This is a genomic window from Pseudomonas sp. CFBP 8758 (assembly GCF_014841725.1).
Classification (GTDB): Bacteria; Pseudomonadota; Gammaproteobacteria; order Pseudomonadales; family Pseudomonadaceae; genus Aquipseudomonas; species Aquipseudomonas baltica.
Genome location: NZ_JACYUK010000005.1, coordinates 174,837 through 199,129 on the forward strand (window position 1 = coordinate 174,837; position 24,293 = coordinate 199,129).

The following is a 24,293-nucleotide window of genomic DNA, read 5'->3' on the forward strand; positions in this document are numbered from 1 at the left end:
GAGTAGTTATTTGCCCGACTTGACCTTGGTCCAGCTGCGGGTCATCAAACGCTGCACCTTGGGCGGCAGCTCGACGTTGACGTAGAGCTTGTCCTGGATGGCCTGTGGCGGGTAGACCGCCTCGTCGTTGCGCACGTCCTGATCCATCAGCTCGCCGGACTTGAGATTGGGGTTGGCATAGCCGACATAGTCGCTTACCTTGGCAATCACTTCAGGCTTCAACAGGTAGTCGATGAACGCCAGGCCCTGCTTCGCATCCGGCGCATCGGCGGGGATGGCCAGCATGTCGAACCACAGGTTGCCGCCTTCCTTGGGAATCGAGTAGGCCAGCTTGATGCCCTTGCCGGCTTCCTCGGCCCGTGCCTTGGCCTGGAATATGTCGCCGGAATAACCCACGGCCACACAGATGTTGCCATTGGCCAGGTCGCTGATGTATTTGGAAGAATGGAAGTAGGTCACGTACGGACGGACCTTGAGCAGCTTGGCCTCGGCTTGCTTGTAGAGCTTCTCGTCGGTGGTGTTGGGGTCCAGGCCCATGTAGTTGAGCACGGCCGGAAACATCTCGTCGGGCGAGTCAAGGAAGGCGACGCCGCACTTGGACAGTTTCTTGATGTTTTCGGGCTCGAACACCATGGCCCAGGAGTCGATCTTGTCGACGCCCAGCACAGCCTTGATCTTTTCCACGTTGTAACCGATGCCGTTGGTACCCCACAGATAGGGGACGGCGTACTGGTTACCCGGATCGTTCTTTTCCAGGCGCTTGAGCAGCACCGGATCAAGGTTGGAATAGTTGGTCAGCTGGGCCTTGTCCAGTTTCTGGAAAGCCCCGGCCTTGATCTGTTTGCCCAGGAAGTGGTTGGACGGCACCACCACGTCGTAGCCGGTATGGCCGGCCAGCAACTTGCCTTCCAGGGTTTCATTGGAGTCGAAGACGTCGTAGATCGGCTTGATCCCGGTGGCGGCTTCGAAATCCGCCAGGGTGCTCTCGCCGATGTAGTCGGACCAGTTGTAGATGTGTACGGTGCCTGCCGCTTGAGCATTGAGCGCCAGGGTCAGACCCGCACCGATCAGCATGGCCTTGCGAAACAAAGAGTGTGACAAGTGGAGGTCCTCTCAAGCGTTTGTTCTATAAGACAAACCGGCGCGCAACTTACAGCCCATGCGCGCGCGCCGCAATTGCTGATTCACCTGGCCCGAGCTCGCGGTGCGCCATTCGCGGCCACGGGCCGCTCCTACGGGGTATGTGTGGGAGCGGTCATCGGCCGCGAAAGGCGCATCGCAATACCAGCCCGGCTTACTTGCCCGACTTAATCTTGGTCCAGCTGCGCGTCATGATGCGCTGCGTCGCCGCCGGCAGGTCGGCAATGGCATACAGCTTGGCCTGCACATCGGCCGGCGGGTAGATGCCCGGATCGCCGCTGATGGCTTTATCCACCAATGCTGTTGCAGCCTGGTTACCGTTGGGGAACTGCACGCTGTTGGTGATCTCGGCCATGACTTCCGGTTTCATCAGGAAGGTCATGAACTTGTAGGCGCCATCGACGTTCTCGGCATCCTTGGGGATGGCGACCATGTCGAAGAAGCTGCCAGCGCCTTCCTTGGGAATGTTGTAGCTGACCTTGACCTTGCCACCCGCTTCTTCGGCGCGCGACTTGGCCTGGTAGATGTCACCCGAATACCCCACGGCCACGCAGATGTTGCCGTTGGCCAGGTCGGAGATGTACTTGGAGGAATGGAAGTAACCGATCGATGGACGCACCTTGAGGAACAGCGCCTCGGCTTCGGCAAGCTGCTTCTTGTCCTGCGAGTCCGTCGGGTAGCCCAGGTAATGCAGGGCGATCGGCAGCATCTCGGTGGGCGAATCGAGGAAGCTGATGCCGCACGACTTCAGCTTGGCCGCGTTTTCCGGCTTGAACAGCAGGTCCCAGCTGTTGGTCGGTGCATCGGCGCCCAGCGCAGCCTTGACCTTGTCGGCGTTGAAGCCGATGCCGATCGAGCCCCACATGTACGGGAAGGCATGCTTGTTGTCCGGGTCGCTCACCGACACCGCCTTGAGCAGCGATTCGTTGAGGTTTTTCCAGTTCGGCAGTTTCGAGCGGTCCAGTTCCTGGTAAACACCGGCCTTGATCTGCTTGGCCAGGAAGTTGTTGGAAGGCACGACAATATCGTAGCCGGACTTGCCGGCCAGCAGTTTGGCTTCCAGGGTTTCGTTGCTGTCGAATACGTCGTAGACGACCTTGATCCCCGACTCCGCCTCGAATTGCTTGATCGTGTCCGGCGCGATGTAGTCCGACCAGTTGTACACGTGCAGAACCTTGTCGTCTGCCTGCGCAGCACTGGCCATCGCCCCCATCAGGGCCACGGCGAGGAGGGTCTTGCCAAATATCTTCATGCGTTGTGCTCCTAAATGTTCTTGGTCTTAACCTGATGCCAATATTGATCGAGTGCCGTGTTTTGATGATCCGTAGGAGCGGTCATTGGCCGCGAAGAAACCACTGCGGTATCAGTCGAGACCGCGTCGCAGCTTTCGCGGCCGGTGACCGCTCCTACGGAACGCCGTCGCATTTTGCGTACCGATGCTCCCGACGGGAGCAAGCCTAGCATCTAGCCCCCGAGTGCTTCGAGTGTCAGGTCCAGGCAAAGCCGTGCCTTGCTCACCAGCTCGTCGATCTCGGCGTGGCTGATGACCAGCGGCGGTGCAATGATCATGGTGTCACCGACGGCCCGCATGATCAGCCCGTTGTCGAAGCAGAACTGCCGACAGATCATACCGGCGCCCCGCCCTTCGTGACGGCTGCGAGTCGCCTTGTCCTTGACCAGCTCGATGGCGCCGAGCATGCCCAGGCCACGGACTTCACCCACCAGCGGATGGTCCTGCAGTTCGCGCAGACGCTTTTGCAAATACGGTGCCGCATCGGTCCGGACCGTGTCAACGATGTGCTCGTCGCGCAGGATGCGCAGGTTTTCCAGCGCCACCGCCGCCGCGACCGGATGCCCGGAATAGGTGAAGCCGTGGTTGAAGTCGCCACCCTGGTTGATCACCTGCACCACCTCATCGCGCACGATCACGCCGCCCATGGGGATGTAGCCGCTCGTGAGGCCCTTGGCGATGGTCATCAGGTCGGGCGCCAGATCATAGTAGTCGCTGCCGAACCAGTGGCCGGTACGGCCGAAGCCGCAGATGACTTCATCGGCCACGAACAGGATGTCGTAGCGCGCCAGCACTTCCTTGACCTTCGGCCAGTAGGTCTCGGGCGGAATGATCACACCGCCGGCGCCCTGGATCGGCTCGGCGATGAACGCCGCGACGTTGTCTTCGCCCACTTCCAGGATCTTCTTTTCCAACTGCTCGGCGGCCCAGATGCCGAACTCGTCCGGGGTCATGTCACCACCCTCGCCGAACCAGTAAGGCTGGGCAATGTGCACGATGCCCGGGATCGGCAGATCGCCCTGCTCGTGCATGCCCGCCATGCCGCCCAGGCTGGCGCCGGCCACGGTGGAGCCGTGGTAGCCATTGATGCGGCTGATGATCACCTTTTTCTCGGGCTTGCCCTTGAGCGCCCAGTAATGGCGCACCAGGCGCAGCACGGTGTCGTTGCCCTCGGAACCGGAGCCGGTGAAGAACACATGGTTCATGCCCTCGGGCGCCAGGTCGGCGATGGCCTTGGCCAGCTCGAGAGCGGGCGGGTGGGCGGTCTGGAAGAACAGGTTGTAGTACGGCAGTTCGCGCATCTGCTTGCTGGCTGCCTGCACCAGCTCCTCGCGACCGTAGCCGATCGCCACGCACCACAGGCCGGCCATGCCGTCGAGGATCTTGTGCCCTTCGCTGTCCCACAGGTACACGCCGTCGGCCTTGGTGATGATCCGCGGACCCTTCTGCGCCAGCTGCGTGTAGTCGCTGAACGGCGCCAGGTGGTGGGCGCTGCTCAAGTCTTGCCAATGCTGGGTCTGGGGGTTGTTGTTGCTCATCTGTCGCTCCTTTTTCTCACACCGCGAACAGCAGGAACTCACGTTCCCACGAGCTGATCACGCGTTTGAAGTTTTCGTGTTCGGCGCGCTTGACCGCAACATAGCCAACGACGAATTTCTTGCCCAGGTACTTCTCCACCGTCTTGCAGTTTTCCATGCGCTCCAGCGCATCCTCGATGGTCAACGGCAGCCGCAGGTTGCGTCGCTCGTAGCCGCGTCCCTGCACCGGCGCACTCGGGTTCAGGCCCTCGACCATGCCGATATAGCCGCACAACAGGCTGGCGGCGATGGCCAGGTACGGGTTGGCATCGGCGCCCGGCAAGCGGTTCTCGACCCGCCGGTTCTGCGGCGTGGCGTCGGGCACGCGCAGGCCAACGGTGCGGTTTTCCTCGCCCCACTCGACGTTGACCGGCGCCGAAGTGTCGGGCAGGAAACGACGGAACGAATTGACGTTGGGCGCGAACAGCGGCAGCAGTTCGGGAATGAATTTCTGCAGGCCGCCGACGTGGTGCAGGAACAGCTGGCTCATCGAGCCGTCTTCGTTGGCGAAGATGTTCTTGCCGGTGGCCGAATCGACGATGCTCTGGTGCAAGTGCATGGCACTGCCCGGCTCGCCCGTCATCGGCTTGGCCATGAAGGTGGCGGCGACGTTGTGCTTGAGCGCGGCCTCGCGCATGGTGCGTTTGAACACCAGGATCTGGTCGGCCAGGTGCAGGGCATTGCCGTGCCGGAAGTTGATTTCCATCTGCGCCGTGCCGTCTTCGTGGATCAGGGTGTCGAGGTCAAGGTTCTGCGCCTCGCACCAGTCGTAGACGTCTTCGAACAACGGATCGAACTCGTTCGCCGCTTCGATGGAAAACGATTGCCGACCGGTTTCCGGGCGTCCCGAGCGGCCGATCGGCGGCTGCAGCGGGAAGTCCGGGTCTTCGCAGCGCTTGGTCAGGTAGAACTCCATCTCCGGCGCCACGATCGGCTGCCAGCCTCGGTCCGCATACAGCTTCAAGACCTTCTTGAGCACGTTGCGCGGCGACAGCTCGATGGGGTTGCCCTGCTTGTCGTACGTGTCGTGGATGACCTGCGCCGTGGGCTCTATGGCCCAGGGAACGAGAAACACCGCGTTCTCGTCGGGGCGGCAGATCATGTCGATGTCGGCAGGGTCGAGCAACTCGTAGTAGATGTCGTCTTCTACATAGTCGCCAGTCACGGTTTGCAATAGAACACTTTCCGGCAAGCGCATGCCTTTTTCGGCGATGAACTTGTTGGTCGGGGAAATCTTGCCGCGGGTGATCCCGGTGAGGTCGGCGATCAGGCATTCGACTTCGGTGATCTTGTGATCTTTCAACCAATCGGTGAGCTGGTCGAGGTTGGGACTCATAAATACCTCAGGAGGCCATTGACCTGGCTCGCGGCGAGCCGGGCACGAGTTGACGCGTGGGCGTCGTTGGGAAAGCGGTCAAGCGAGGGCTGCACACTGCCCACCCGGCCTCTCGATACCCGGCCGGAACGTGAAGCTCAGGGTAGCGGTTTCGGGGCTCAGGCAGTACAGAAGGGACAAAAAAACAGAGACGCAACGCCGTGGCCTGTCAATTATTCTGGTCGCCGGCAACCGGTGGCTGCAGCGAGCTCCATCAGATAATGGCAGGCGTGCCATGACTCACCCTCGGTATTATTGAAATGGCGGGTTGAAAACGAGCTTAGCCTTGTTCATTTTTTTCCACAACTATCAGGCGGCAAACTTCCGCAGACACTTTTCAGCCAGTTGCAAGGCACCGTAATTGCCAGGCGCATGCGCCCCGATATGCAGCAAAAGAGGCTCACCAGCGCTCTTTCAGGGCAAAACCCGGCTCGCTTGACTTAGTGTTGGCTTTCGGATTGACTGAAACCTGTTCGACCCAATGATTGATATTTTTAACAACAAAGGTGTTGCATCATGTCGGTACCCCCGCGTGCCGTTCAGCTTAACGAAGCGAACGCATTCCTTAAGGAACATCCTGAGGTTCTGTACGTCGACCTTCTGATTGCAGATATGAATGGTGTGGTGCGTGGCAAGCGCATCGAGCGCACCAGCCTCCACAAGGTTTACGAGAAAGGCATCAACCTGCCCGCCTCGCTGTTTGCCCTGGACATCAACGGCTCTACCGTGGAAAGCACCGGTCTTGGCCTGGACATCGGCGATGCCGATCGTATCTGCTACCCCATTCCCGACACCCTGTGCAACGAGCCTTGGCAGAAGCGCCCTACCGCGCAGTTGCTGATGACCATGCACGAACTCGAAGGCGAGCCGTTCTTCGCCGACCCGCGTGAAGTGCTGCGCCAGGTCGTCGAGAAGTTCGACGCCATGGGCCTGACCATCTGCGCCGCCTTCGAGCTGGAGTTCTACCTGATCGACCAGGAAAACGTGAACGGTCGACCGCAGCCGCCGCGCTCGCCGATCTCCGGCAAGCGTCCGCATTCGACCCAGGTGTATCTGATCGACGACCTGGACGAGTACGTGGACTGCCTGCAGGATATCCTCGAAGGGGCGAAGGAACAGGGCATCCCGGCCGACGCCATCGTCAAGGAAAGTGCGCCGGCGCAGTTCGAGGTCAACCTGCACCACGTCCCGGATGCCATGAAGGCCTGCGACTATGCAGTGCTGCTCAAGCGCCTGATCAAGAACATCGCCTACGACCACGAGATGGACACCACGTTCATGGCCAAGCCCTATCCGGGCCAGGCGGGCAACGGGCTGCACGTGCACATTTCGATCCTGGACAAGGACGGCAAGAACATCTTCACCAGTGAGGATCCCGAGCAGAACGCCGCATTGCGTCACGCGATCGGCGGTGTGCTCGAGACCCTGCCCGCGTCGATGGCGTTCCTGTGCCCGAACGTCAATTCGTACCGCCGCTTCGGTGCTCAGTTCTATGTGCCCAACTCCCCGTGCTGGGGCCTGGACAATCGGACCGTGGCGCTGCGCGTGCCCACCGGGACGCCGGATGCCGTGCGCCTGGAACACCGCGTCGCCGGTGCCGATGCCAACCCGTACCTGCTGATGGCTGCGGTTCTGGCCGGCGTGCACCATGGCCTGACCAACCAGGTCGAGCCCAACGAGCCGGTGACAGGCAACTCCTACGAGCAGAACGAGCAGAGCCTGCCGACCAACCTGCGCGATGCCCTGCGCCTGCTGGACGACAGCGAGGTGTTGGCCAAATACATCGATCCGAAATACATCGATATCTTCGTGGCCTGCAAGGAAAGCGAGTTGGAAGAATTCGAGCACTCCATCTCGGACCTCGAGTACAACTGGTACCTGCACACCGTGTAACGGCCGGGCGCCGCGGTATGCCTGCCATGCCGCGGTGTTCACGAACGCATTTGCTGGGCTGCGGTGCAGCAGGTATGCCGCGTCGTCCCCGGACGCGGCTCGCGCCGCTGCTACAGGGGTTCCTCGTGTCTTCTGGACTGCGTGCGGCAGGTACACTGCATCGCACCCGCACGCGGCTTGCGCCGCTGCTACGGGGGATCACCGTTTCGTCTAGGTATGCAGTCCCTGTAGCAGCGGCGCGAGCCGCGTCGGCGGTACGTGCGGATTAACCTGACGTACCGCGTCCGGATCAGCGTGCCCAGCGCAACTGGGTCGGCAATGGCGACGGCGGCTCGGGCTCCGGTGGATTGCCCGGCAGCGCCAATACTCGATTGAGCACTTCGCTTTCCAGCGCCGCCAGGCGATGGGAACCGCGAGCGCGCGGACGTGGCAACTCGATAGCCAGGTCCAGACCAATGCGCCCCTCCTCGATCAGAATCACCCGGTCGGCAATCGCCACCGCCTCGGCCACATCGTGGGTTACCAGCAACACGGTGAAACCGTGCTTGCGCCACAGGCTCTCGATCAACTGCTGCATCTCGATGCGCGTGAGCGCATCCAGCGCCCCCAAGGGCTCGTCCAGCAGCAACAGCCGCGGCTTGTGAATCAGGGCCCGCGCCAGCGCCACGCGCTGCTTCTGCCCGCCGGACAACCCCGCCGGCCACTCATCGGCGCGCTCGGCCAGGCCCACCGCTTCGAGCGCCTGCAAGGCCTGCTCGCGCCAATTGCCGGACAGCCCCAGGCCGACGTTGTCGATCACTCGCTTCCATGGCAGCAGGCGGGCTTCCTGGAACATCAGCCGGGTGTCGTTGCGCGCATCGCTGAGCGGACCGGAACCTGCCAGCAGTTGTCCGCTGGTGGGTTGGTCGAGTGCTGCCAGCAGCCGCAGCAAGGTGCTCTTGCCGCACCCGCTGCGGCCGACGATGGCCACGAACTGCCCGGCCGGAATGTTCAGGTCGATCTCGCGCAATACCTCGCGCTCGCCAAAGGTCTTGCGCAGCTGGCGAACCGCCAGTGGAATCCCGCGCCGCAGGTTCTGCGGCTGTTCCTTGAAAACGGTCATGCTGCACCTCCCTTGGTTTGATAGGCCGGATGCCAGCGCAGCCACACTCGCTCCAGCCCACGCGCCGCCAAATCGGCCAGCTTGCCGAGAATCGCATAGAGCACGATGGCCAGCACCACCACGTCGGTCTGCAGGAATTCGCGCGCGTTCATGGCCAGGTAACCGATGCCGGAGCTGGCGGAAATGGTTTCCGCGACGATCAGCGTCAGCCACATCAGGCCGAGGGCGAAACGCACACCGACCAGAATGGAAGGCAACGCCCCGGGCAGAATCACCTGCCAGAACAAACGAAATCCGGACAGGCCATAGCTGCGTGCCATTTCCACCAACGCAGGGTCGGCGTTCTTGATGCCGTGGTAGGTGTTCAGGTAGATCGGGAACAATGTGCCCAGTGCGACCAGAAAGATCTTCGCCGACTCATCGATGCCGAACCACAGAATCACCAGCGGAATCAGCGCCAGGTGCGGGACGTTGCGGATCATCTGCACCGAGGTGTCGAGCAGGCGCTCGCCCCAGCGCGACAGGCCGCTGATCAGCCCCAGTACCAGACCGATGCCGCCACCGATGGCGAAGCCGATGCCCGCGCGCCAGCCGCTGATGGCCAGGTGCGTCCAGATCTCCCCGGACTTGAACAGCGCGACGCCTGCCGCGAGCACCGCGCTTGGCGCTGGCAGGATCCGCGTCGACAGCCAGCCGACGCTGACCGCCAGCTGCCAGATCAACAGCAGGCCCACCGGCAGCGCCCAGGGCGCCAGCCGGTGGATGATTTTGCTCGTTGTACTCATGGCAGTTTCTCAGCGCTGGGCGGCCTTGGGCAAAATGTCGTTGGCCACCATCTCACCGAACGGGCTGACGTAGTTGGCGCCGGTCGGCGCTTCCGGGCGCTGCACGTCCAGGTGCGGGAACAACAGCTCGGCCACGCGGTACGACTCTTCCAGGTGCGGGTAGCCGGAGAAGATGAACGTGTCGATGCCCAGTGCGGCGTACTCCTTGACCCGCTCGGCCACCGTCGGGCCGTCACCGACCAGCGCGGTTCCGGCGCCGCCGCGGACCAGGCCGACGCCGGCCCACAGGTTGGGGCTCACCTCCAGCTTGTCCTTGCTGCCGCCATGCAATGCGGCCATGCGCTGCTGACCCACCGAATCGAAGCGCGCCAGCGAAGCCTGGGCGCGGGCAATGGTATCGTCGTCGACATGGGCGATCAGCCGCTCGGCGGCCTGCCAGGCTTCTGCATTGGTTTCACGCACGATCACGTGCAGGCGGATTCCGAAGCGCACGGTCCGGCCGAGCTTGGCGGCCTTCTCGCGCACCTGGGCGATCTTCTCGGCCACCGCTGCCGGTGGCTCGCCCCAGGTCAGGTACATTTCCACCTGTTCGGCGGCAAGGTCTTGAGCCGCATCGGAAGACCCGCCGAAGTACAGCGGCGGACGCGGCTGCTGCACCGGCGGATAGAGCAGCTTGGCGCCTTTGACGGTGAGGTGCTTGCCATCGTAGTCGACCGTCTCGCCTTCCAGTACGCGGCGCCAGATACGGGTGAATTCCACCGACGCCTCGTAGCGCTCCTCGTGGGTGAGGAACAGACCGTCGCCGGACAGCTCGTCAGGGTCGCCGCCAGTGACCAGGTTGAACAGCGCGCGGCCGTTGGACAAGCGGTCCAGGGTCGCTGCCTGACGCGCGGCCACGGTGGGCGAGATGATTCCAGGGCGCAGGGCAACCAGGAATTTCAGGCGCTGGGTGACCGGAATCAACGAGGCCGCCACCAGCCAGGAGTCTTCGCAGGAGCGCCCGGTAGGGATCAATACGCCGCCGTAGCCGAGGCGATCGGCCGCTTGCGCGATCTGTTGCAGGTAACCGTGGTCGACCGCCCGTGCACCTTCGGAGGTGCCCAGGTAATGACCGTCGCCGTGGGTGGGAAGAAACCAGAAAATATTGAGGCTCATGGAGTTGTCTCCTGACGTGGCTCGGAACCGATGCGCGGGCACCGGTGCGGTTGTGCGGTGGCGGGGGCGCAGCGGATCACGGTGCCTTGGCAACGTTGGCCGGCGGTGTCCAGATCACATCCTGAATGCGCAGCGGCTTGGGGATCAGCTTGAGCTGGTGAAAGCTGTCGGCGATCTTCTGCTGCGCGGCAACGGTCTGCGGGTTGAGAAATTGCGCGCCGTAGCCTTGGCGTTTCACCGAGGTCAGGGTGATGTCCGCTGGCAGGCCCAGCAACGGTGCGACCTGGGCGGTCACTTCTTCGGGATGCGCCTTGGACCACTCGCCCACGGCGCGTACCTCCTCGACCAGCGCGGTGATCACCTCGGGGTGCTGCTCGGCATAGGGTTTGGTGGCCAGGTAGAACTGCAGGTTGTCGACGATGCCCTCGCCGTTGCGCAGGGTGCGCGCCTGCAACTGCTGCTCGGCCGCTGCCTGGTAGGGATCCCAGATCACCCACGCATCGACGCTGCCGCGCTCGAACGCCGCGCGGGCATCGGAAGGCGGCAGGTAGACGGTCTGGATGTCGGAGTACTTGAGCCCGGCTTCTTCCAGCGCGCGCACCAGCAGGTAATGCACGTTGGAACCCTTGTTCAGCGCAACCTTCTTGCCCTTGAGTTCAGCGACCGAGCGGATCGTCGAATCCTTGGGTACCAGGATCGCTTCGCTGGTCGGGGCCGGCGGCTCGTAGGCCACATACAGCAGATCGGCCCCGGCGGCCTGGGCGAATACCGGCGGGGTTTCACCGGTCACGCCGAAATCGATCGAACCGACGTTCAGCCCTTCGAGCAACTGCGGGCCGCCGGGAAACTCGGTCCATTTGACGTCGACGCCCTGCGCCGCCAGGCGTTTCTCCAGCGTGCCCTTGGCCTTGAGCAGCACCAGCGTGCCGTATTTCTGGTAACCGATGCGCAGGGTTTCAGCCTGGGCCTGGGTGATGGCGCCGAACGACACAGCCGCAGCAAACAGTGCGACCACGCCACGACGCAAGAACAGGGTGCGCATGGCACTCTCCTTCTGCAGGGGGAATTGGGTTGCACCTGCTTGCCCGTTGGCGGGCCAGTAAGGTGGGTACAGCGAAAAGTGTCGCGGCCGCGAGCGGCGGTGAAATCAGATGCTCCAGCGGGCACTGCGCAGGCTTTGCGTGAGCAAGGCCGGGTCATGGGCCTGCGGTTTGCGCAGCAGGAAGGCATGAAACTCCTGCAGCGCATTTTCCAGGCGCTGCTCGAGCGCCGGCGCCAACTGGGCTGCATGACTGCCTTCGCCATAGGCGATCTGACTGTCGTCGGCGAAGATACCCTGGAGCATTTCCTGGGCCTTGAGCGAAGCCAGCACCGGTTTGAGCGCGTAGTCCACCGCCAGCATGTGGGCGATGCTGCCACCGGTGGCAATGGGCAGCACCACCTTGTTGCTCAGAGCACGCTCGGGAAGCAGGTCCAGTAGCGTCTTCAGCGCACCGGAGAACGACGCCTTGTATACCGGGGTGGCAACCACCAGGCCATCGGCCTTGCCGACCAGTTCGTTGAAATGCAGTATGTGCGGGCTGTCGAAGCGGGCATGCAGCAGGTCTTCGGCCGGGAAGTCCCGTACCTGAAACGTCACCACTTCAACGCCTTGTCGTTGCAGCCACTGCTTGCTGCGCTCCAGCAGTACGCCGGAGCGCGAGCGCAGGCTGGGGCTGCCGCCCAAGGATACGACCAGCATGGGGTAAATCCTTGAATAGCGAAATCGGAGCGCTTCTGGAGAAGTCGCCGGAATGGAAGGAACAGTAGCAGGCAGGATTTATATCTTTAAATCATATTTATTCATTTGGTTATTCGATAAAAACATATACCTGCATTTTCCTATCCCCGCTGCGCACACCGCATGGATATCACCGCGATCCCTGTAGCAGAGGCGCAAGCCGCGTCAGCGGGCCATGCGGCGCATTTGATACACCGCGACGTCCCGGACGCGGCTTGCGCCGCTGCTACAGAAGGCAAGTTGTATCAGGTTCAGATCAGCGGTTGGGCTGGGGGGTCAGGCGCAGGTAGGGTTTCACTGCCGTGTAGCCCTTGGGGAAGCGCTGCCTGATTTCCTCTTCGTCCTTGAGCGAAGGCACGATCACCACGTCATCGCCATCCTGCCAGTTGGCCGGGGTGGCGACCTTGTGGCTGTCGGTCAATTGCAGCGAATCGATCACCCGCAGGATCTCGTGGAAATTGCGCCCGGTACTGGCCGGGTACGTGATGGTCAGCCGCACCTTCTTGTTCGGGTCGATGACGAACAGCGAACGCACCGTAAGGGTGTCACTGGCGTTCGGGTGAATCAGATCGTAGAGCTGGGACACCTTGCGGTCGGCATCGGCCAGGATCGGAAAATTCACTGTCGTGCCCTGGGTCTCGTCGATGTCGCCGATCCAGCGCTGATGGGATTCCACCGGGTCCACCGACAGCGCGATGGCCTTGACGTTGCGCCTGGCGAACTCATCGGCGAGCTTGGCGGTAAAACCCAGCTCGGTGGTGCACACCGGCGTGAAGTCGGCCGGGTGCGAGAACAGCACCCCCCATTGGTCGCCCAGCCATTGATGGAAGCTGATGGTGCCCTGGCTCGAGTCCTGCTGGAAATCGGGGGCGATGTCGCCGAGTCGAATGGTCATAGTGTTGCTCCTGGGCTGTTGTGCGCATGACTGTGCACTGACCGGCCAGGAAACAAAAAGAATGGATCGTGCTGGGGCTAGGCGAATAGGGAATAACGCCAGCGCAGAAAAGCAAAAAGCCCGCACAAAGCGGGCTTTTTCCAACGGCACGTATTACTTGAAGGCGTACGTGTAGTTGAAGATCAGACGGGTCTGATCGGTGTTGGTGCCGACGTCGCTGCGGTAGGTACCGTTACGCAGGGTGGCGCCGAAGTTCTTCAGCAGACCGCTCTGGATCACGTAGTCGACGCGCATGTCGCGTTCCCACTCGGAGTTGTTCGAGTCGCCGGTACCGGCCGCGCGAATGTCGTCGCCATGCAGATAGGCAACCGAGGCTTTCAGGCCAGGAACGCCGATGCGGCTGAAGTCATAGGAGTACTGGGCGAACGTGGTGTTTTCGCCAGCGCGGGTGAACGAGTTGACCATGCTGTCGGTGAACAGATAGACGCTGGAACCGCCGTTGCCTTCGTTGCGGTTGTTGCCATCGACAACGCTGCCGTTGTTGATGAACGGCATGCCGCCGTCGTCGCCCACTTGCTGGTAACCGGCCAGGAATGCGTGGCCAGCGATGCTGTAGGTGAAGATGGCACTCCAGGTCTTGTTGTCGACTTCGCCAGGGTTCTTGGCGTAGCCGCTGTTGTTGTTGAAGCGGTAGCCAGCATCACCGTTCTTGCCGTCGGAGCTGCTGTCGAAGTAGCGCAGGTCGGTCTTGAACGACTGGTCTTCACCCAATGGCAGTACGTGCACGGCGCCGAGGAAAGTCTGCTTGTAATAGTCTTCCAGCTGCGCGTGGTAGACCTGCAGGGTCAGATCCTTGGTGGCCTTCCAGTCGACACCGGCGAACTGGAAGTTGTTCGAGTCCTGCGTACCGCCGTTCAGGCCCAGGCCCGAGTAGTTGCTGGTGGCACGGCCCGCAGACTTGTTCAGGCGGCCGGCGGTGAAGGTGAAGTTGTCCAGGTCCTTGGAGGTCAGGATACCGCCCTGGTAAACCGCAGGCAGCAAGCGACCATCGTTGGATACCAGGATCGGCAGGTTGGGCTGCAGTGCGCTACCCACCTTGAGTTCGGTCTTGGCGAACTTGACCTTGCCGTTGGCGCCTACACGCGACCACGACTTCTCGGCCGAACCGTCGGTGTCGCTGGGGAAGAAGCTGTTGTTGTTCGGGTGGTGACCGCGGCCGCCGTCCAGGTGGATGCCGGTCATGCCCTGCACGTCCAGACCGAAGCCGACGGTGCCGGGGGTGTAGCCAGAAATGAAGTTGAAGAGGAAGCCTTGAGCCGATTCTTCCTGGTCGTTCGCCGTGCCTTCACGGGTATCGTTGCGGAAATACATGGTCCGCGAGCTCAGCGTTGCTTTGCTGGCTTCGAGGAAACCCGAGGGTGCCGGATCGGCGGCGTAGACACTGGTGGAGATGCTGGCGAGCGCGATGGCTGCGGCGAGCGACTGCTTGTACATGTGATGCTCCTCTGGTTTCTAATTTTTGTGGTGTCTTTGGTCGGGGGTCTGGCGCCCCTTGTCCGCCGATGCGCGATTAGCGCCAAAGCGTGACCGGTTAGTCAATGTTTACAAGCCGATTCGAGACCTTGGTCTAAGCCAAACTCTGGTTGCCGAGGTTAACGAAATTTTCACAAAACCAAAAAGAATTGTTTCAAGTTTTTTTAGAATTTAAATGCATAACAACCTTGTGCGTCCAAACAAAAAAGTTCAATCCAGTTGCAAAACATAAGCTAATTCCTAAACGGTATTTCAAAGCCGTTTCTTATATCGTTTAGATTCGTCCTCATTCGCCCTTCCGACACTTGCCGTTTCGCGCTTTGGCAGCGCGGGTTCGAAGGTCCTCAGCCACCCGACTCTCGCAAAAGGCAGCCACCATGGCCAAGCAGCATTTCGCACGAAAACTGGTCAGCACCCTGGCCCTGGCCAGCCTGGCCATGGGCATCCAGGCCGCTACGTTGACCGTCGGCTACCAGACCGGCATCGACCCCAGCAAGGTCGCCCAGGCCGATGGCACCTATGAAAAGGCCATTGGCGAGAAGATCGACTGGCGGCGCTTCAACAGTGGCCCGGAAGTGGTCACGGCGATTGCCTCGGGCGATGTACAGATCGGCAACCTGGGATCGAGTCCGCTGGCAGCCGCCACGTCACGCAAGCTGCCCATCGTCGCCTTCATCGTTTCGGCGCAGATCAATTCCGCAGAAGCACTGGTGGTGCGCAACGGCAGCGGTATCGACAATCCGCAGCAGTTGGTCGGCAAGACCATTGCAACGCCTTTCGTGTCCACTTCCCACTACAGCCTGCTCGGCGCGTTGAAGCATTGGGGTCTGGAAGGCAAGGTCAAGGTGGTCAACCTGCAGCCGGCCGAAATTGCCGCTGCGTGGAAACGTGGCGACATCGATGGCGCCTTCGTCTGGTCGCCGGCCCTGGGCGAGATCCGCAAGAGCGGCAAGACCCTCACCGATGCCGCACAGGTCGGCCAGTGGGGCGCACCGACTTTCGAGGTCTGGGTGGCGCGCAAGGATTACGCCGAGAAGCACCCCGAGGTGATCGCCCGGTTCGCCAAGGTCACGCTGGATTCGTTCGCCGACTATGCGAAGAACCAGGCGCAGTGGACCGCCGATTCCGAGCCGGTACGCAAGATCGCCAAATTGACGGGAGCCAACGCCGCAGACGTCCCCGACCTGCTCGCCGGCTCCACCTACCCCGATGCCCAGGCCCAGGCCTCCGCCGCGCTGCTGGGTGGCGGCACCGCGCAGGCGGTGGCCAAGACGGCCGAGTTCCTCAAGGAGCAGGGCAAGCTGGAAGCGCTCCTGCCTGACTACACGCCGTACGTCAGCGCCCAGTTCGTTCAGTGATCGCGCGCACGCCAACCGGAGTTCGACCGTGGCCCAATTGATTCTCGACCGTATCGGCGCCCACTACCCGGGCGCCGCGCAGCCGGTGCTGCAGGACATCTCGCTGAGCCTGGGGCCACAGCAGCTGTGCGTCGCGCTGGGCCCATCGGGCAGCGGCAAGACTTCGCTGCTCAACCTGATCGCCGGTTTCGTGGCTCCCAGCAGTGGCCGCATCACCCTGGACGGCGTTGCGGTGAAGGGGCCGGGGGCCGACCGTGGCGTGGTCTTTCAGGATGACGCCTTGTTGCCCTGGCAGGACGTCCTGACCAATGTCGCCTTCGGTTTGCAACTGGCAGGCACCGGCCGGGCGCAGCGTGAGGCGCGGGCGCGGGACATGCTTGCGCTGGTCGACCTGGCAGGTTTCGCCGAGCGGCAGGTATGGCAACTCTCCGGTGGCCAGCGTCAACGCGTGGGCCTGGCTCGAGCGCTGGCGGCCGACCCGCAGGTGCTGTTGATGGACGAGCCGTTCGGCGCACTGGATGCGTTCACCCGGGAGCAGATGCAGGAGTTGCTGCTGCAGGTCTGGCAACGTACCGCCAAGCCGGTGTTCCTGATTACCCACGACATCGAAGAAGCGGTATTCCTGGCCACCGACCTGATTCTGCTGGCGCCCAACCCCGGCCATGTCGAGGAGCGCCTGAGCCTGGACTTCGGCCAGCGCTATGCCGCTGGCGAGAGCGCCCGGGCGATCAAGTCCGACCGCCGATTCATCGAGACCCGCGAGCACGTCCTTGCCCAGGTTTTCGCCCAGCGCGTTGTCACCCAAGGCGCCACTGCGCGCAAGGAGCCGGCATGAGCCTCTACCCGACGCACGCTCTCGACAGCGCCCGCGCACCTGCCGCGCGCCGGCCCTGGCGCTTGAGTACGCGCGCCATCAGCACGCTGACCCTGGCAGGCGTGCTGGCACTGTGGTGGGCGGTGACCGCCTCCGAGCTGATAGAGCCCCTGTTCCTGCCCTCGCCCGGCGCGGTGCTGGACAAAGCCTGGCTGCTGGCAACCCAGGGCTATATGGACGCCACGTTGTGGCAACATTTGGGTGCCAGCCTGGGGCGCATCGGCCTGGCCTTGGCATTCGCCGTGCTGTTCGCCATTCCGGTGGGCATCGCCATCGGCCACAACCGCATAGCGCAAGGCATTCTCGACCCGCTGATCGAATTCTACCGGCCCATCCCGCCGCTGGCCTACCTGCCGCTCATCGTGATCTGGTGCGGCATCGGCGAGACCTCCAAGGTGTTGCTGATCTACCTGGCCATCTTCGCGCCGATTGCCATCGCCACGGCCACCGGGGTGCGCAATGTCGATCCCGCCCGTTTGCGCGCCGCGCAATCGCTGGGCGCCACCCGGGCGCAACTGATCCGCCACGTGATCATACCCAGTGCGCTGCCGGACATCCTCACCGGTATCCGCATCGGCCTGGGCGTCGGCTGGTCGACCCTGGTCGCTGCCGAGTTGATCGCAGCCACCAGCGGCCTGGGCTTCATGGTGCAGTCGGCCGCGCAATTTCTGGTCACCGATGTGGTGGTGCTGGGCATCCTGGTCATCGCGCTGATCGCCTTCGCTCTGGAAATGGGCCTGCGCGCCCTGCAGCGGCGCCTGGTGCCCTGGCACGGCCAGAGCCACTGAACCAGCCACTTTGCCAACAGAGCTGACCAACATGACTCTGCACATCACACCCTTGAACCCGACCATCGGCGCGGTCATCGAAGGCGTCGACCCCAGTCGGGAACTGACCCCGGCCCAGCAGCGCGAGATCGACGCCGCGCTGCTCGCCCATCAGGTGCTGTTCTGGCGCGACCAGCCGCTGACGCCTTTTCAGCAGGCACGGCTGGCGCAGCAGTTCGGTGACCTGCACGTTCATCCGATCTATCCCAGTGTGCCGGGGCAGCCCGACGTGCTGGTGCTCGACACCGCCGTGACCGACGTACGCGACAACGCCATCTGGCACACCGACGTGACCTTTCTGGCGGAACCGGCGATGGGCGCCATACTGACCGCCCAGCAGGTACCGCCCTTTGGCGGGGACACTTGCTGGGCCAGCGGAATCGCGGCATTCGAGGCGCTGTCCAGGCCCATGCAGGCCCTGCTCGACGGTCTGACCGCCACCCATGATTTCGCCAAATCGTTCCCGCTCGAACGCTTTGGCAACGATGCCCAGGCATTGGCGCGCTGGGAGCAGACCCGCCGGCAACATCCCCCGCTGTCACACCCGGTGGTACGGACCCATCCGGTCAGCGGGCGCAAGGCATTGTTCGTCAACGATGGTTTCACCACCCACATCAACGAACTCTCGACAGCTGAAAGTCAGGCGCTGCTCGACCTGCTGTTCGCCCACAGCACGCGTCCGGAGTTCTGCGTACGCTGGCAATGGCGCCAAGGGGACGTGGCCTTCTGGGACAACCGCGTGACCCAGCATTACGCGATAGACGACTACCGCCCGCAGCGACGCGTGATGCATCGAGCGACGATAATGGGGGATCGACCGTATTGAACGCACGGGGGGCGGCGATGGCCGCCCCCGCTGGCCGTCATTCGCCGATCGCGGCCTTGTAGCCGGCAGCGTCGAGCAGCGTGTCCAGCTCACTGGCAGCGCTTGGCTTGAGCTTGAAGAACCAGGCGCCATAGGGTTCGCCGTTGACGCTTTCCGGGCCATCGGCCAACGCTTCGTTGATCGCGATCACCTCGCCCCCCACTGGGGAGTAGATGTCCGAAGCGGCCTTGACCGACTCGACCACGCCCGCCTGATCGCCGGCGGCGAAGACCTTGCCGACTTCCGGCAGCTCGATGAACACCACGTCACCCAAGGCTTCCTGGGCGTGATCGCTGATGCCCACGGTCACCGTGCCATCTGCTTCCAGGCGTGCCCACTCGTGGCTTTCGGCAAAACGGAGTTCAGCAGGGATATCGCTCATAACATTGTCCTCAACAAGGGTCAGCGGCCAGCCCGCCATACGATTCAGATCAGGGTTCTACCATGCCGGACGAAGGTCGGCTTGACCACCCGTACCGGGTACCATTTGCCACGTATCTCGACTTCCGCACGGTCCGCGGTCGCCATCGGTACACGCGCCAATGCAATCGACTTGCTCAGCGTAGGGGAGAAACTACCACTGGTGATCTCTCCTTCGCCAACTCCGGCGATGCGGACCACCTGATGCGCGCGCAGCACCCCGCGTTCTTCGAGCACCAGGCCGACCAGTTTCATGGCCGGCCCGGCGGCCCGTTCACGCTCCAGCGCCTCGCGCCCGATGAAGGCGCGCGCGCTCGGTTGCCACGCCACACTGCCGGCCATGTTGGACGCCAGCGGCGAATGCGCCTCGTCCATGTCCTGGCCATACAGGTTCATCCCGGCTTCCAGACGCAGCGTATCGCGCGCGCCCAGGCCGATGGGCGAAATGCCCGCACCGATCAATTCGTTGAAGAAATCGACCGCCTGCGCGGCGGGCAAGACGATCTCGATACCATCCTCGCCGGTATAGCCGGTGCGGGCAATGAACCAGTCGCGATGGTGACGGCCTTCGAAAGGGTTCAGCTGCAGAAGCAGCTCGCGGCGTTGGCTGCCCAGCAGGTCGGCGACCTTGCGCCGTGCCTGCGGCCCTTGCACGGCCAGCAACGCCAGCTCGGGGCGTTCGCGCCATTGCACATCGAACGTGCCTGCCTGGGCGCTGAGCCAGGCCAGGTCCTTGTCACGGGTGGCGGCATTGACCACCAGGCGATAGCCTTCCTCGGTGCAGTAGGCGATCAGATCGTCCACGACCCCGCCCTCGGCATTGAGCATGGCGCTGTACAAGGCCTGGCCAGGGCCGGTCAGGGTGGCGACATCGTTGGCCAACAGGTATTGCAGGAACGCCCGGGCGTCCGGCCCTTGGACATCGATCACGGTCACATGCGACACGTCGAAGACGCCGCAATCGCGACGTACCTGATGATGCTCTTCGACTTGCGAGCCGTAATGCAGGGGCATGTCCCAACCGCCAAAATCGACCAGCTTTGCGCCGAGGGCAAGATGCAGGTCATACAGAGGCGTGCGCTGTCCCATGGGTTTCTCCTTCCGGGCGTGGCGAAAGCGCAGGCGAATTGTCCTTGGTGCCTGCGCCGGATGCGGCGCATTGTAGCGACAAGGTCGCGGGCGTGATATCTGTAGCGACAAGGTCGCGGGGGTGATATCTGCAGCGACAAGGTCGCGTAGCCGGTCAGTGGTTTCGACCGACCTGGCGCGCCGAACGTCGAATCAACCCGATGACCGGCAGCAGGCCGACCAGCACCAGGGTCAGGGCCGGCAGCGACGCCCGCGCCCATTCGCCTTCACTGGTCATTTCGAATACCCGCACCGCCAGCGTGTCCCAGCCGAACGGGCGCATCAGCAAGGTCGCCGGCATCTCCTTGAGCGTGTCGACGAACACCAGCAGCGCGGCGCTGAGCGTGCCGGGCAGCAACAGGGGCAGATAGACCTTGAAGAACAGCCGCGGACCACCCACGCCCAGGCTTCGTGACGCCTCCGGCAGCGAGGGGCGAATCCGCGCCAGGCTGCTTTCCAGCGGCCCATAGGCCACTGCGATGAACCGTACCAGATAGGCCACCAGCAGCGCCGCCACGCTGCCCAGCAGCAATGGCCGCCCGGCACCGCCCAGCCAGCCGGACAACGGCACGACCAGCTCGCGGTCGAGAAAACTGAAAGCCAGCATCAGCGACACCGCCAGCACCGACCCCGGCAAGGCATAGCCCAGGTTCGCCACCGCCACACCGGCGCGAATGCCTCGCGTGGGCGCCTGCCGCCGCGCAAACGCCAGCAGCAGCGCTACCGTGACCGTGATCAGCGCGGCCATGGCGCCCAGGTACAGGGTATGCACGATCAGCTCACGGTAACGTTCGTCGAGGTCGAAGCGCCCGCGCTGCCAGCACCACACCACTAACTGCAGCATGGGCACGACGAAGGCGCAGGCGAACACCAGCGCACACCAGCCGCTGGCCACCCATGCCTTGAGCCCGCGCAGCCGATACAGCGCCTGCCCACGCGGGCGTTCGCTGGCCGCATGATCCTGACCGCGCGCACGCCGCTCGCCGTAAAGCACCAGCATCACGGCCAGCAACAGCAGGCTGGCCAGCTGCGCCGCGCTGGAGAGGCTGAAGAAGCCGTACCAGGTCTTGTAGATGGCCGTGGTGAAGGTGTCGAAATTGAACACCGCCACGGCGCCGAAATCCGCCAGGGTTTCCATCAATGCCAGTGCCACGCCCGCACCGATGGCCGGCCGGGCCACCGGCAAGGCTACTCGCCAGAAGGCTTGCCAGGGGGATTGGCCGAGCATGCGCGCCGCCTCCATCAAGCCCTTGCCCTGGGCCAGGAACGCGGTCCGCGCCAGCAGGTAGACGTACGGGTAGAACACCAGCACCAGAACGATGATGACCCCTCCCGTGGAGCGCACCCGCGGCAGGCGCAGGCCGCTGCCGAACCACTCGCGCAGCAGGCTCTGCACCGGCCCGGCAAAATCCAGCAGGCCGACGAAGACGAACGCCAGTACGTAGGCCGGAATGGCAAACGGCAACATCAAGGCCCAGTCGAGCCAGCGCCGGCCGGGGAATTCACACAGGCTGGTAAGCCAGGCGAGGCTGACGCCAAGCACCGTCACGCCCGTACCTACGCCCAGCACCAGGGTAAGCGTATTGCCCAGCAGGCGCGGCATCTGCGTATCCCACAGGTGGGACCATATCTGCATGTCGATGCTTTGCCAGGAAAGCACAAGCACGCTCAACGGCAGCAGCACCAGCCCGACCACGGCCAGGACCAGCGGGTACCAACGGCGTTGGACGGAAGAAGACAATGGATTCACTCGTGGTTTTCAAGTTGCGGGCTTCTCGACGCCGTCCACTGCCGTGTGGAGCTTACTGCGCAGTGTCAGCATGTACGGTGGCGCGCCGTTCGCGGGCAGAGACCCGCTCCCACAGCGGAAGCAAAAAGGCACCAATAGCACCTGTTCTTCTGTGGGAGCGGGTCTCTGCCCGCGAAGGCCGCCCCACCGATATCAGCTCAGTTCCAGCCGGCACGGTCCATCAACCGGATCGCCTCGGCCTGACGCTTGCCGGCCACTTCCACGGGCAGGGTGTCGGCCTTGAACTCACCCCAACTGGCGACTTCTGCAGATGGAGCCACCGTCGGGTTGGCCGGAAACTCCTGGTTCACCCCGGCAAAGATCGCCTGCGCCTGCGGCCCGGTCATCCACTCGACCAGCGCGATGGCCGCCTGCGGATGCGGTGCATACTTGTTCAGGCCAATGCCCGACAGGTTCACATGAACGCCGCGATCGCCCTGGTTCGGCCAGAACAGCTTCACGCCCAGATTCGGCTGCTGCTTGTGCAGGCGCCCATAGTAGTAGCTGTTGACGATACCCACGTCGCACTGCCCGGCGTCGATGGCCTGCAGCACCGCAATGTCATCGGAGAACACGTCGGTGGACAGGTTGTTCACCCAGCCCTTGAGAATCTGCTCGGTCTTCTCTGCGCCATGGGTCTCGATCAACGTGGCGGTCAGCGACTGGTTGTAGACCTTCTTCGCCGTACGCAGGCACAACCGCCCTTCCCATTGCTTGTCGGCCAAGGCCTCGTAGGTGCTCAGCTCCTGCGGCTTGACCCGTTCGCTGGCGTAGGCGATGGTCCGCGCGCGCAGGCTCAGGCCGGTCCATTGATGGGACGCGGCACGGTATTGCGCGGGAATGTTGCCGTCAATGACGGCTGACGTGATGGGTTGCAGGATACCCATCTGCTCGGCCTGCCACAGGTTGCCGGCGTCGACGGTGAGCAGCAGGTCGGCCGTGGCGTTCTGCCCTTCGGCCTTGATGCGCTGCATCAACGGCGCTTCCTTGTCGGTGATGAACTTGACCTTGACCCCGGTTTTCGCGGTGTAGGCGTCGAACACCGGCTTGATCAGCTCGTCGATGCGCGAAGAATAGACAACCACTTCATCGGCAGCGTGGGCGTTGCCACCCAACAGACAGAGCGCCAGTGCAGCGAGAAGACGTTTGCGCGCCATCATGAGGGAACCCTTGCCATTCGAGTGAGGGCGAAATGGTAGTGAATCACATTTAGCTTCTCAACCGAACTTGGGGCCCAGCCGTTACCAAATGTTACCGGCCATCGATCACACCTCATGCCTACAGGCGTGCCAGCGCAGGCAGATCCCCCGTGAGGCCAAGCGCCTGGCGGACGAACAGCGCCTTGGCTTCGGGTAGCCGTTCCACCCATTTCAAGCCCGTGTTGCGCAGCCAGCGCAGCGGCAGCTGATCGGCCTGGAACAGGCGCTCGAAGCCTTCCATGGCCCCCATAAAGGCCAGGTTGTGCGGCATGCGCCGACGCTCATAGCGGCTCAGCACGGGCAGGCCGGCGAGCCGTTCGCCTCGCTGTCGGGCATGTATCAGCTCTTCGGCCAGCACGGCGGCGTCGAGCAAACCCAGGTTGACCCCCTGCCCGGCCAACGGATGGATGGTGTGCGCGGCATCGCCGATCAGCGCCAGGCCGGTCTCCACGTAGCGCTTGGCATGCCGCTGGCGCAATGGTACGCACAGGCGGGCATCGGCAGCGACCACTTCGCCCAGACGGCCCTCGAAGGCCTGCCCCAGGGCTTTGCAGAACGCGGCGTCATCCAGCGCCATCAAGCGCTCGGCCTGCTCCGGCGTGGCCGACCAGACGATCGAGCACCAATGCTTGCCATCTCCGCGCTGCAGAGGCAGAAACGCCAGCGGGCCGTCATCGGTAAAACGTTGCCAGGCCGTATCGCGATGCCCCTCGCTGCACTGCACGCTGGTCACGATGGCGTGGTGCAGGTAATCCCACTCGCGCGTCTCGCAACCCGCCAGACCACGGACCGCCGAATGCGCGCCGTCTGCGGCGATCACCAGCGGGGTACGCACGGTCTGGCCACCGGCCAGGGTCAACAGCCGGTCATCGCCCGAATAGCGCAACTGCTCCAGCCGGGCATTGGCCAGCAAACGGATTCCACTGTCCTGCAACTGCTCGAGCAGCGCGTCCTGAACCACGCGATTCTCGACGATGTGCCCCAGGGTGTCGGCATGCACGCTGGCCGCGGAAAAATTGATCTGCCCGGTACCGCTGCCGTCCCATACGCACATGTGGCCGTAGGGGTTGGCACGCCGCGCCTGGATACCGTCCCAGGCGCCCAGGCGCTGAAGAATGCGCTGGCTGGCCACGGACAGCGCACTGACCCTAGCCTCGAACGGCGCCAGGGCATCGAAAGGCTTGCCGGTCAACGGCCCGCCGTCGATGAGCAGGATGTCCAGGCCACTGTCGCGCAGGGCGAGTGCCAGCGCACTGCCGACCATGCCCGCGCCGACGATGACCAGGTCGGCGCGCAGTTCGTTCGTA

21 protein-coding genes are annotated in these 24,293 nt (G+C 63.2%); 5 read left to right on the forward strand and 16 right to left on the reverse strand.

Features of this window, described 5'->3' with window-relative positions:
• Positions 1 to 6: 6 nt before the first annotated feature.
• From IFT75_RS12560 to IFT75_RS12575, 4 genes are all read right to left on the reverse strand, one after another.
• Positions 7 to 1,101, reverse strand: a complete 1,095-nt coding sequence (locus tag IFT75_RS12560; RefSeq protein ID WP_122479870.1) for a polyamine ABC transporter substrate-binding protein — start codon at positions 1,099 to 1,101, stop codon at positions 7 to 9.
• A 193-nt stretch (positions 1,102 to 1,294) separates the two neighbouring features.
• Positions 1,295 to 2,392, reverse strand: coding sequence for a polyamine ABC transporter substrate-binding protein (locus tag IFT75_RS12565; protein WP_192055041.1), 1,098 nt, complete (start codon positions 2,390 to 2,392; stop codon positions 1,295 to 1,297).
• 212 nt (positions 2,393 to 2,604) lie between these two features.
• Positions 2,605 to 3,969: an aspartate aminotransferase family protein gene (locus IFT75_RS12570; protein WP_192055043.1), complete on the reverse strand. Its 1,365-nt coding sequence runs from the start codon at positions 3,967 to 3,969 to the stop codon at positions 2,605 to 2,607.
• Positions 3,970 to 3,985: 16 nt separating this feature from the next.
• Positions 3,986 to 5,344 carry a glutamine synthetase family protein gene (locus IFT75_RS12575; protein WP_122479873.1) on the reverse strand — a complete coding sequence of 453 codons (1,359 nt, stop codon included), beginning with the start codon at positions 5,342 to 5,344 and terminating at the stop codon, positions 3,986 to 3,988.
• 555 nt (positions 5,345 to 5,899) lie between these two features.
• Here IFT75_RS12575 and IFT75_RS12580 point away from each other — a divergent pair.
• On the forward strand, positions 5,900 to 7,276 hold the full coding sequence (locus IFT75_RS12580) for a glutamine synthetase family protein (protein ID WP_122479874.1): 1,377 nt from the start codon (positions 5,900 to 5,902) through the stop codon (positions 7,274 to 7,276).
• A gap of 289 nt (positions 7,277 to 7,565) precedes the next feature.
• Here the strand turns inward: IFT75_RS12580 and ssuB are convergent, their stop codons facing one another.
• From ssuB to IFT75_RS12615, 7 genes are all read right to left on the reverse strand, one after another.
• Positions 7,566 to 8,378, reverse strand: a complete 813-nt coding sequence (gene ssuB / locus IFT75_RS12585; RefSeq protein ID WP_192055044.1) for an aliphatic sulfonates ABC transporter ATP-binding protein — start codon at positions 8,376 to 8,378, stop codon at positions 7,566 to 7,568.
• On the reverse strand, positions 8,375 to 9,163 hold the full coding sequence (gene ssuC / locus IFT75_RS12590) for an aliphatic sulfonate ABC transporter permease SsuC (RefSeq protein WP_192055046.1): 789 nt from the start codon (positions 9,161 to 9,163) through the stop codon (positions 8,375 to 8,377). Before ssuC ends, ssuB begins: the two co-directional genes overlap by 4 nt.
• A gap of 9 nt (positions 9,164 to 9,172) precedes the next feature.
• The gene (gene ssuD / locus IFT75_RS12595) at positions 9,173 to 10,318 is read right to left on the reverse strand and encodes an FMNH2-dependent alkanesulfonate monooxygenase (protein WP_185794713.1); all 1,146 of its coding nucleotides are present in this window, start codon (positions 10,316 to 10,318) and stop codon (positions 9,173 to 9,175) included.
• 76 nt (positions 10,319 to 10,394) lie between these two features.
• On the reverse strand, positions 10,395 to 11,360 hold the full coding sequence (locus IFT75_RS12600; protein ID WP_192055048.1) for a sulfonate ABC transporter substrate-binding protein: 966 nt from the start codon (positions 11,358 to 11,360) through the stop codon (positions 10,395 to 10,397).
• A 105-nt stretch (positions 11,361 to 11,465) separates the two neighbouring features.
• The gene (ssuE, locus tag IFT75_RS12605; RefSeq protein ID WP_192055050.1) at positions 11,466 to 12,059 is read right to left on the reverse strand and encodes an NADPH-dependent FMN reductase; all 594 of its coding nucleotides are present in this window, start codon (positions 12,057 to 12,059) and stop codon (positions 11,466 to 11,468) included.
• 295 nt (positions 12,060 to 12,354) lie between these two features.
• On the reverse strand, positions 12,355 to 12,993 hold the full coding sequence (locus tag IFT75_RS12610; RefSeq protein ID WP_192055052.1) for a peroxiredoxin: 639 nt from the start codon (positions 12,991 to 12,993) through the stop codon (positions 12,355 to 12,357).
• Between the two features lie 153 nt (positions 12,994 to 13,146).
• Positions 13,147 to 14,487, reverse strand: a complete 1,341-nt coding sequence (locus tag IFT75_RS12615; RefSeq protein ID WP_122479881.1) for an OprD family porin — start codon at positions 14,485 to 14,487, stop codon at positions 13,147 to 13,149.
• A gap of 416 nt (positions 14,488 to 14,903) precedes the next feature.
• On the opposite strand from IFT75_RS12615, the gene tauA reads away from it, so the two are divergent.
• From tauA to tauD, 4 genes are read left to right on the forward strand one after another with little or no spacing between them, the layout of a single operon-like run.
• The gene (gene tauA / locus IFT75_RS12620; protein WP_122796192.1) at positions 14,904 to 15,884 is read left to right on the forward strand and encodes a taurine ABC transporter substrate-binding protein; all 981 of its coding nucleotides are present in this window, start codon (positions 14,904 to 14,906) and stop codon (positions 15,882 to 15,884) included.
• A 28-nt stretch (positions 15,885 to 15,912) separates the two neighbouring features.
• Positions 15,913 to 16,719, forward strand: a complete 807-nt coding sequence (gene tauB, locus IFT75_RS12625) for a taurine ABC transporter ATP-binding subunit (RefSeq protein ID WP_192055054.1) — start codon at positions 15,913 to 15,915, stop codon at positions 16,717 to 16,719.
• On the forward strand, positions 16,716 to 17,546 hold the full coding sequence (tauC, locus tag IFT75_RS12630) for a taurine ABC transporter permease TauC (protein ID WP_192055056.1): 831 nt from the start codon (positions 16,716 to 16,718) through the stop codon (positions 17,544 to 17,546). Before tauB ends, tauC begins: the two co-directional genes overlap by 4 nt.
• Before the next feature lie 31 nt (positions 17,547 to 17,577).
• Positions 17,578 to 18,411 (forward strand): taurine dioxygenase, encoded by an 834-nt coding sequence (gene tauD, locus IFT75_RS12635; protein ID WP_192055058.1) that lies wholly within the window; start codon positions 17,578 to 17,580, stop codon positions 18,409 to 18,411.
• A 37-nt stretch (positions 18,412 to 18,448) separates the two neighbouring features.
• Here the strand turns inward: tauD and gcvH are convergent, their stop codons facing one another.
• The 5 genes from gcvH to IFT75_RS12660 form a co-directional block, all read right to left on the reverse strand.
• A complete protein-coding gene (gcvH, locus tag IFT75_RS12640) occupies positions 18,449 to 18,832 on the reverse strand; it encodes a glycine cleavage system protein GcvH (protein ID WP_122479886.1) in 384 nt (127 codons plus the stop codon).
• 44 nt (positions 18,833 to 18,876) lie between these two features.
• A complete protein-coding gene (gene gcvT / locus IFT75_RS12645; RefSeq protein WP_122479887.1) occupies positions 18,877 to 19,959 on the reverse strand; it encodes a glycine cleavage system aminomethyltransferase GcvT in 1,083 nt (360 codons plus the stop codon).
• Between the two features lie 154 nt (positions 19,960 to 20,113).
• On the reverse strand, positions 20,114 to 21,739 hold the full coding sequence (locus tag IFT75_RS12650) for an ABC transporter permease (RefSeq protein ID WP_192050078.1): 1,626 nt from the start codon (positions 21,737 to 21,739) through the stop codon (positions 20,114 to 20,116).
• Between the two features lie 206 nt (positions 21,740 to 21,945).
• Positions 21,946 to 22,947: an extracellular solute-binding protein gene (locus IFT75_RS12655; protein WP_185794704.1), complete on the reverse strand. Its 1,002-nt coding sequence runs from the start codon at positions 22,945 to 22,947 to the stop codon at positions 21,946 to 21,948.
• 118 nt (positions 22,948 to 23,065) lie between these two features.
• Positions 23,066 to 24,283: a 2-octaprenyl-3-methyl-6-methoxy-1,4-benzoquinol hydroxylase gene (locus tag IFT75_RS12660; RefSeq protein WP_192055243.1), complete on the reverse strand. Its 1,218-nt coding sequence runs from the start codon at positions 24,281 to 24,283 to the stop codon at positions 23,066 to 23,068.
• Between the last annotated feature and the right edge of the window lie 10 nt (positions 24,284 to 24,293).

Excerpts from the sequence above, each read along its gene's own strand:
- IFT75_RS12565 (WP_192055041.1), bottom strand. The coding sequence starts at position 2,392 with ATGAAGATATTTGGCAAGACCCTCCTCGCCGTGGCCCTGATGGGGGCG.
- IFT75_RS12570 (WP_192055043.1), bottom strand. The coding sequence starts at position 3,969 with ATGAGCAACAACAACCCCCAGACCCAGCATTGGCAAGACTTGAGCAGC.
- IFT75_RS12575 (WP_122479873.1), bottom strand. The coding sequence starts at position 5,344 with ATGAGTCCCAACCTCGACCAGCTCACCGATTGGTTGAAAGATCACAAG.
- IFT75_RS12580 (WP_122479874.1), top strand. The coding sequence starts at position 5,900 with ATGTCGGTACCCCCGCGTGCCGTTCAGCTTAACGAAGCGAACGCATTC.
- ssuB (WP_192055044.1), bottom strand. The coding sequence starts at position 8,378 with ATGACCGTTTTCAAGGAACAGCCGCAGAACCTGCGGCGCGGGATTCCA.
- ssuC (WP_192055046.1), bottom strand. The coding sequence starts at position 9,163 with ATGAGTACAACGAGCAAAATCATCCACCGGCTGGCGCCCTGGGCGCTG.
- ssuD (WP_185794713.1), bottom strand. The coding sequence starts at position 10,318 with ATGAGCCTCAATATTTTCTGGTTTCTTCCCACCCACGGCGACGGTCAT.
- IFT75_RS12600 (WP_192055048.1), bottom strand. The coding sequence starts at position 11,360 with ATGCGCACCCTGTTCTTGCGTCGTGGCGTGGTCGCACTGTTTGCTGCG.
- ssuE (WP_192055050.1), bottom strand. The coding sequence starts at position 12,059 with ATGCTGGTCGTATCCTTGGGCGGCAGCCCCAGCCTGCGCTCGCGCTCC.
- IFT75_RS12610 (WP_192055052.1), bottom strand. The coding sequence starts at position 12,993 with ATGACCATTCGACTCGGCGACATCGCCCCCGATTTCCAGCAGGACTCG.
- IFT75_RS12615 (WP_122479881.1), bottom strand. The coding sequence starts at position 14,487 with ATGTACAAGCAGTCGCTCGCCGCAGCCATCGCGCTCGCCAGCATCTCC.
- tauA (WP_122796192.1), top strand. The coding sequence starts at position 14,904 with ATGGCCAAGCAGCATTTCGCACGAAAACTGGTCAGCACCCTGGCCCTG.
- tauC (WP_192055056.1), top strand. The coding sequence starts at position 16,716 with ATGAGCCTCTACCCGACGCACGCTCTCGACAGCGCCCGCGCACCTGCC.
- tauD (WP_192055058.1), top strand. The coding sequence starts at position 17,578 with ATGACTCTGCACATCACACCCTTGAACCCGACCATCGGCGCGGTCATC.
- gcvH (WP_122479886.1), bottom strand. The coding sequence starts at position 18,832 with ATGAGCGATATCCCTGCTGAACTCCGTTTTGCCGAAAGCCACGAGTGG.
- gcvT (WP_122479887.1), bottom strand. The coding sequence starts at position 19,959 with ATGGGACAGCGCACGCCTCTGTATGACCTGCATCTTGCCCTCGGCGCA.
- IFT75_RS12655 (WP_185794704.1), bottom strand. The coding sequence starts at position 22,947 with ATGATGGCGCGCAAACGTCTTCTCGCTGCACTGGCGCTCTGTCTGTTG.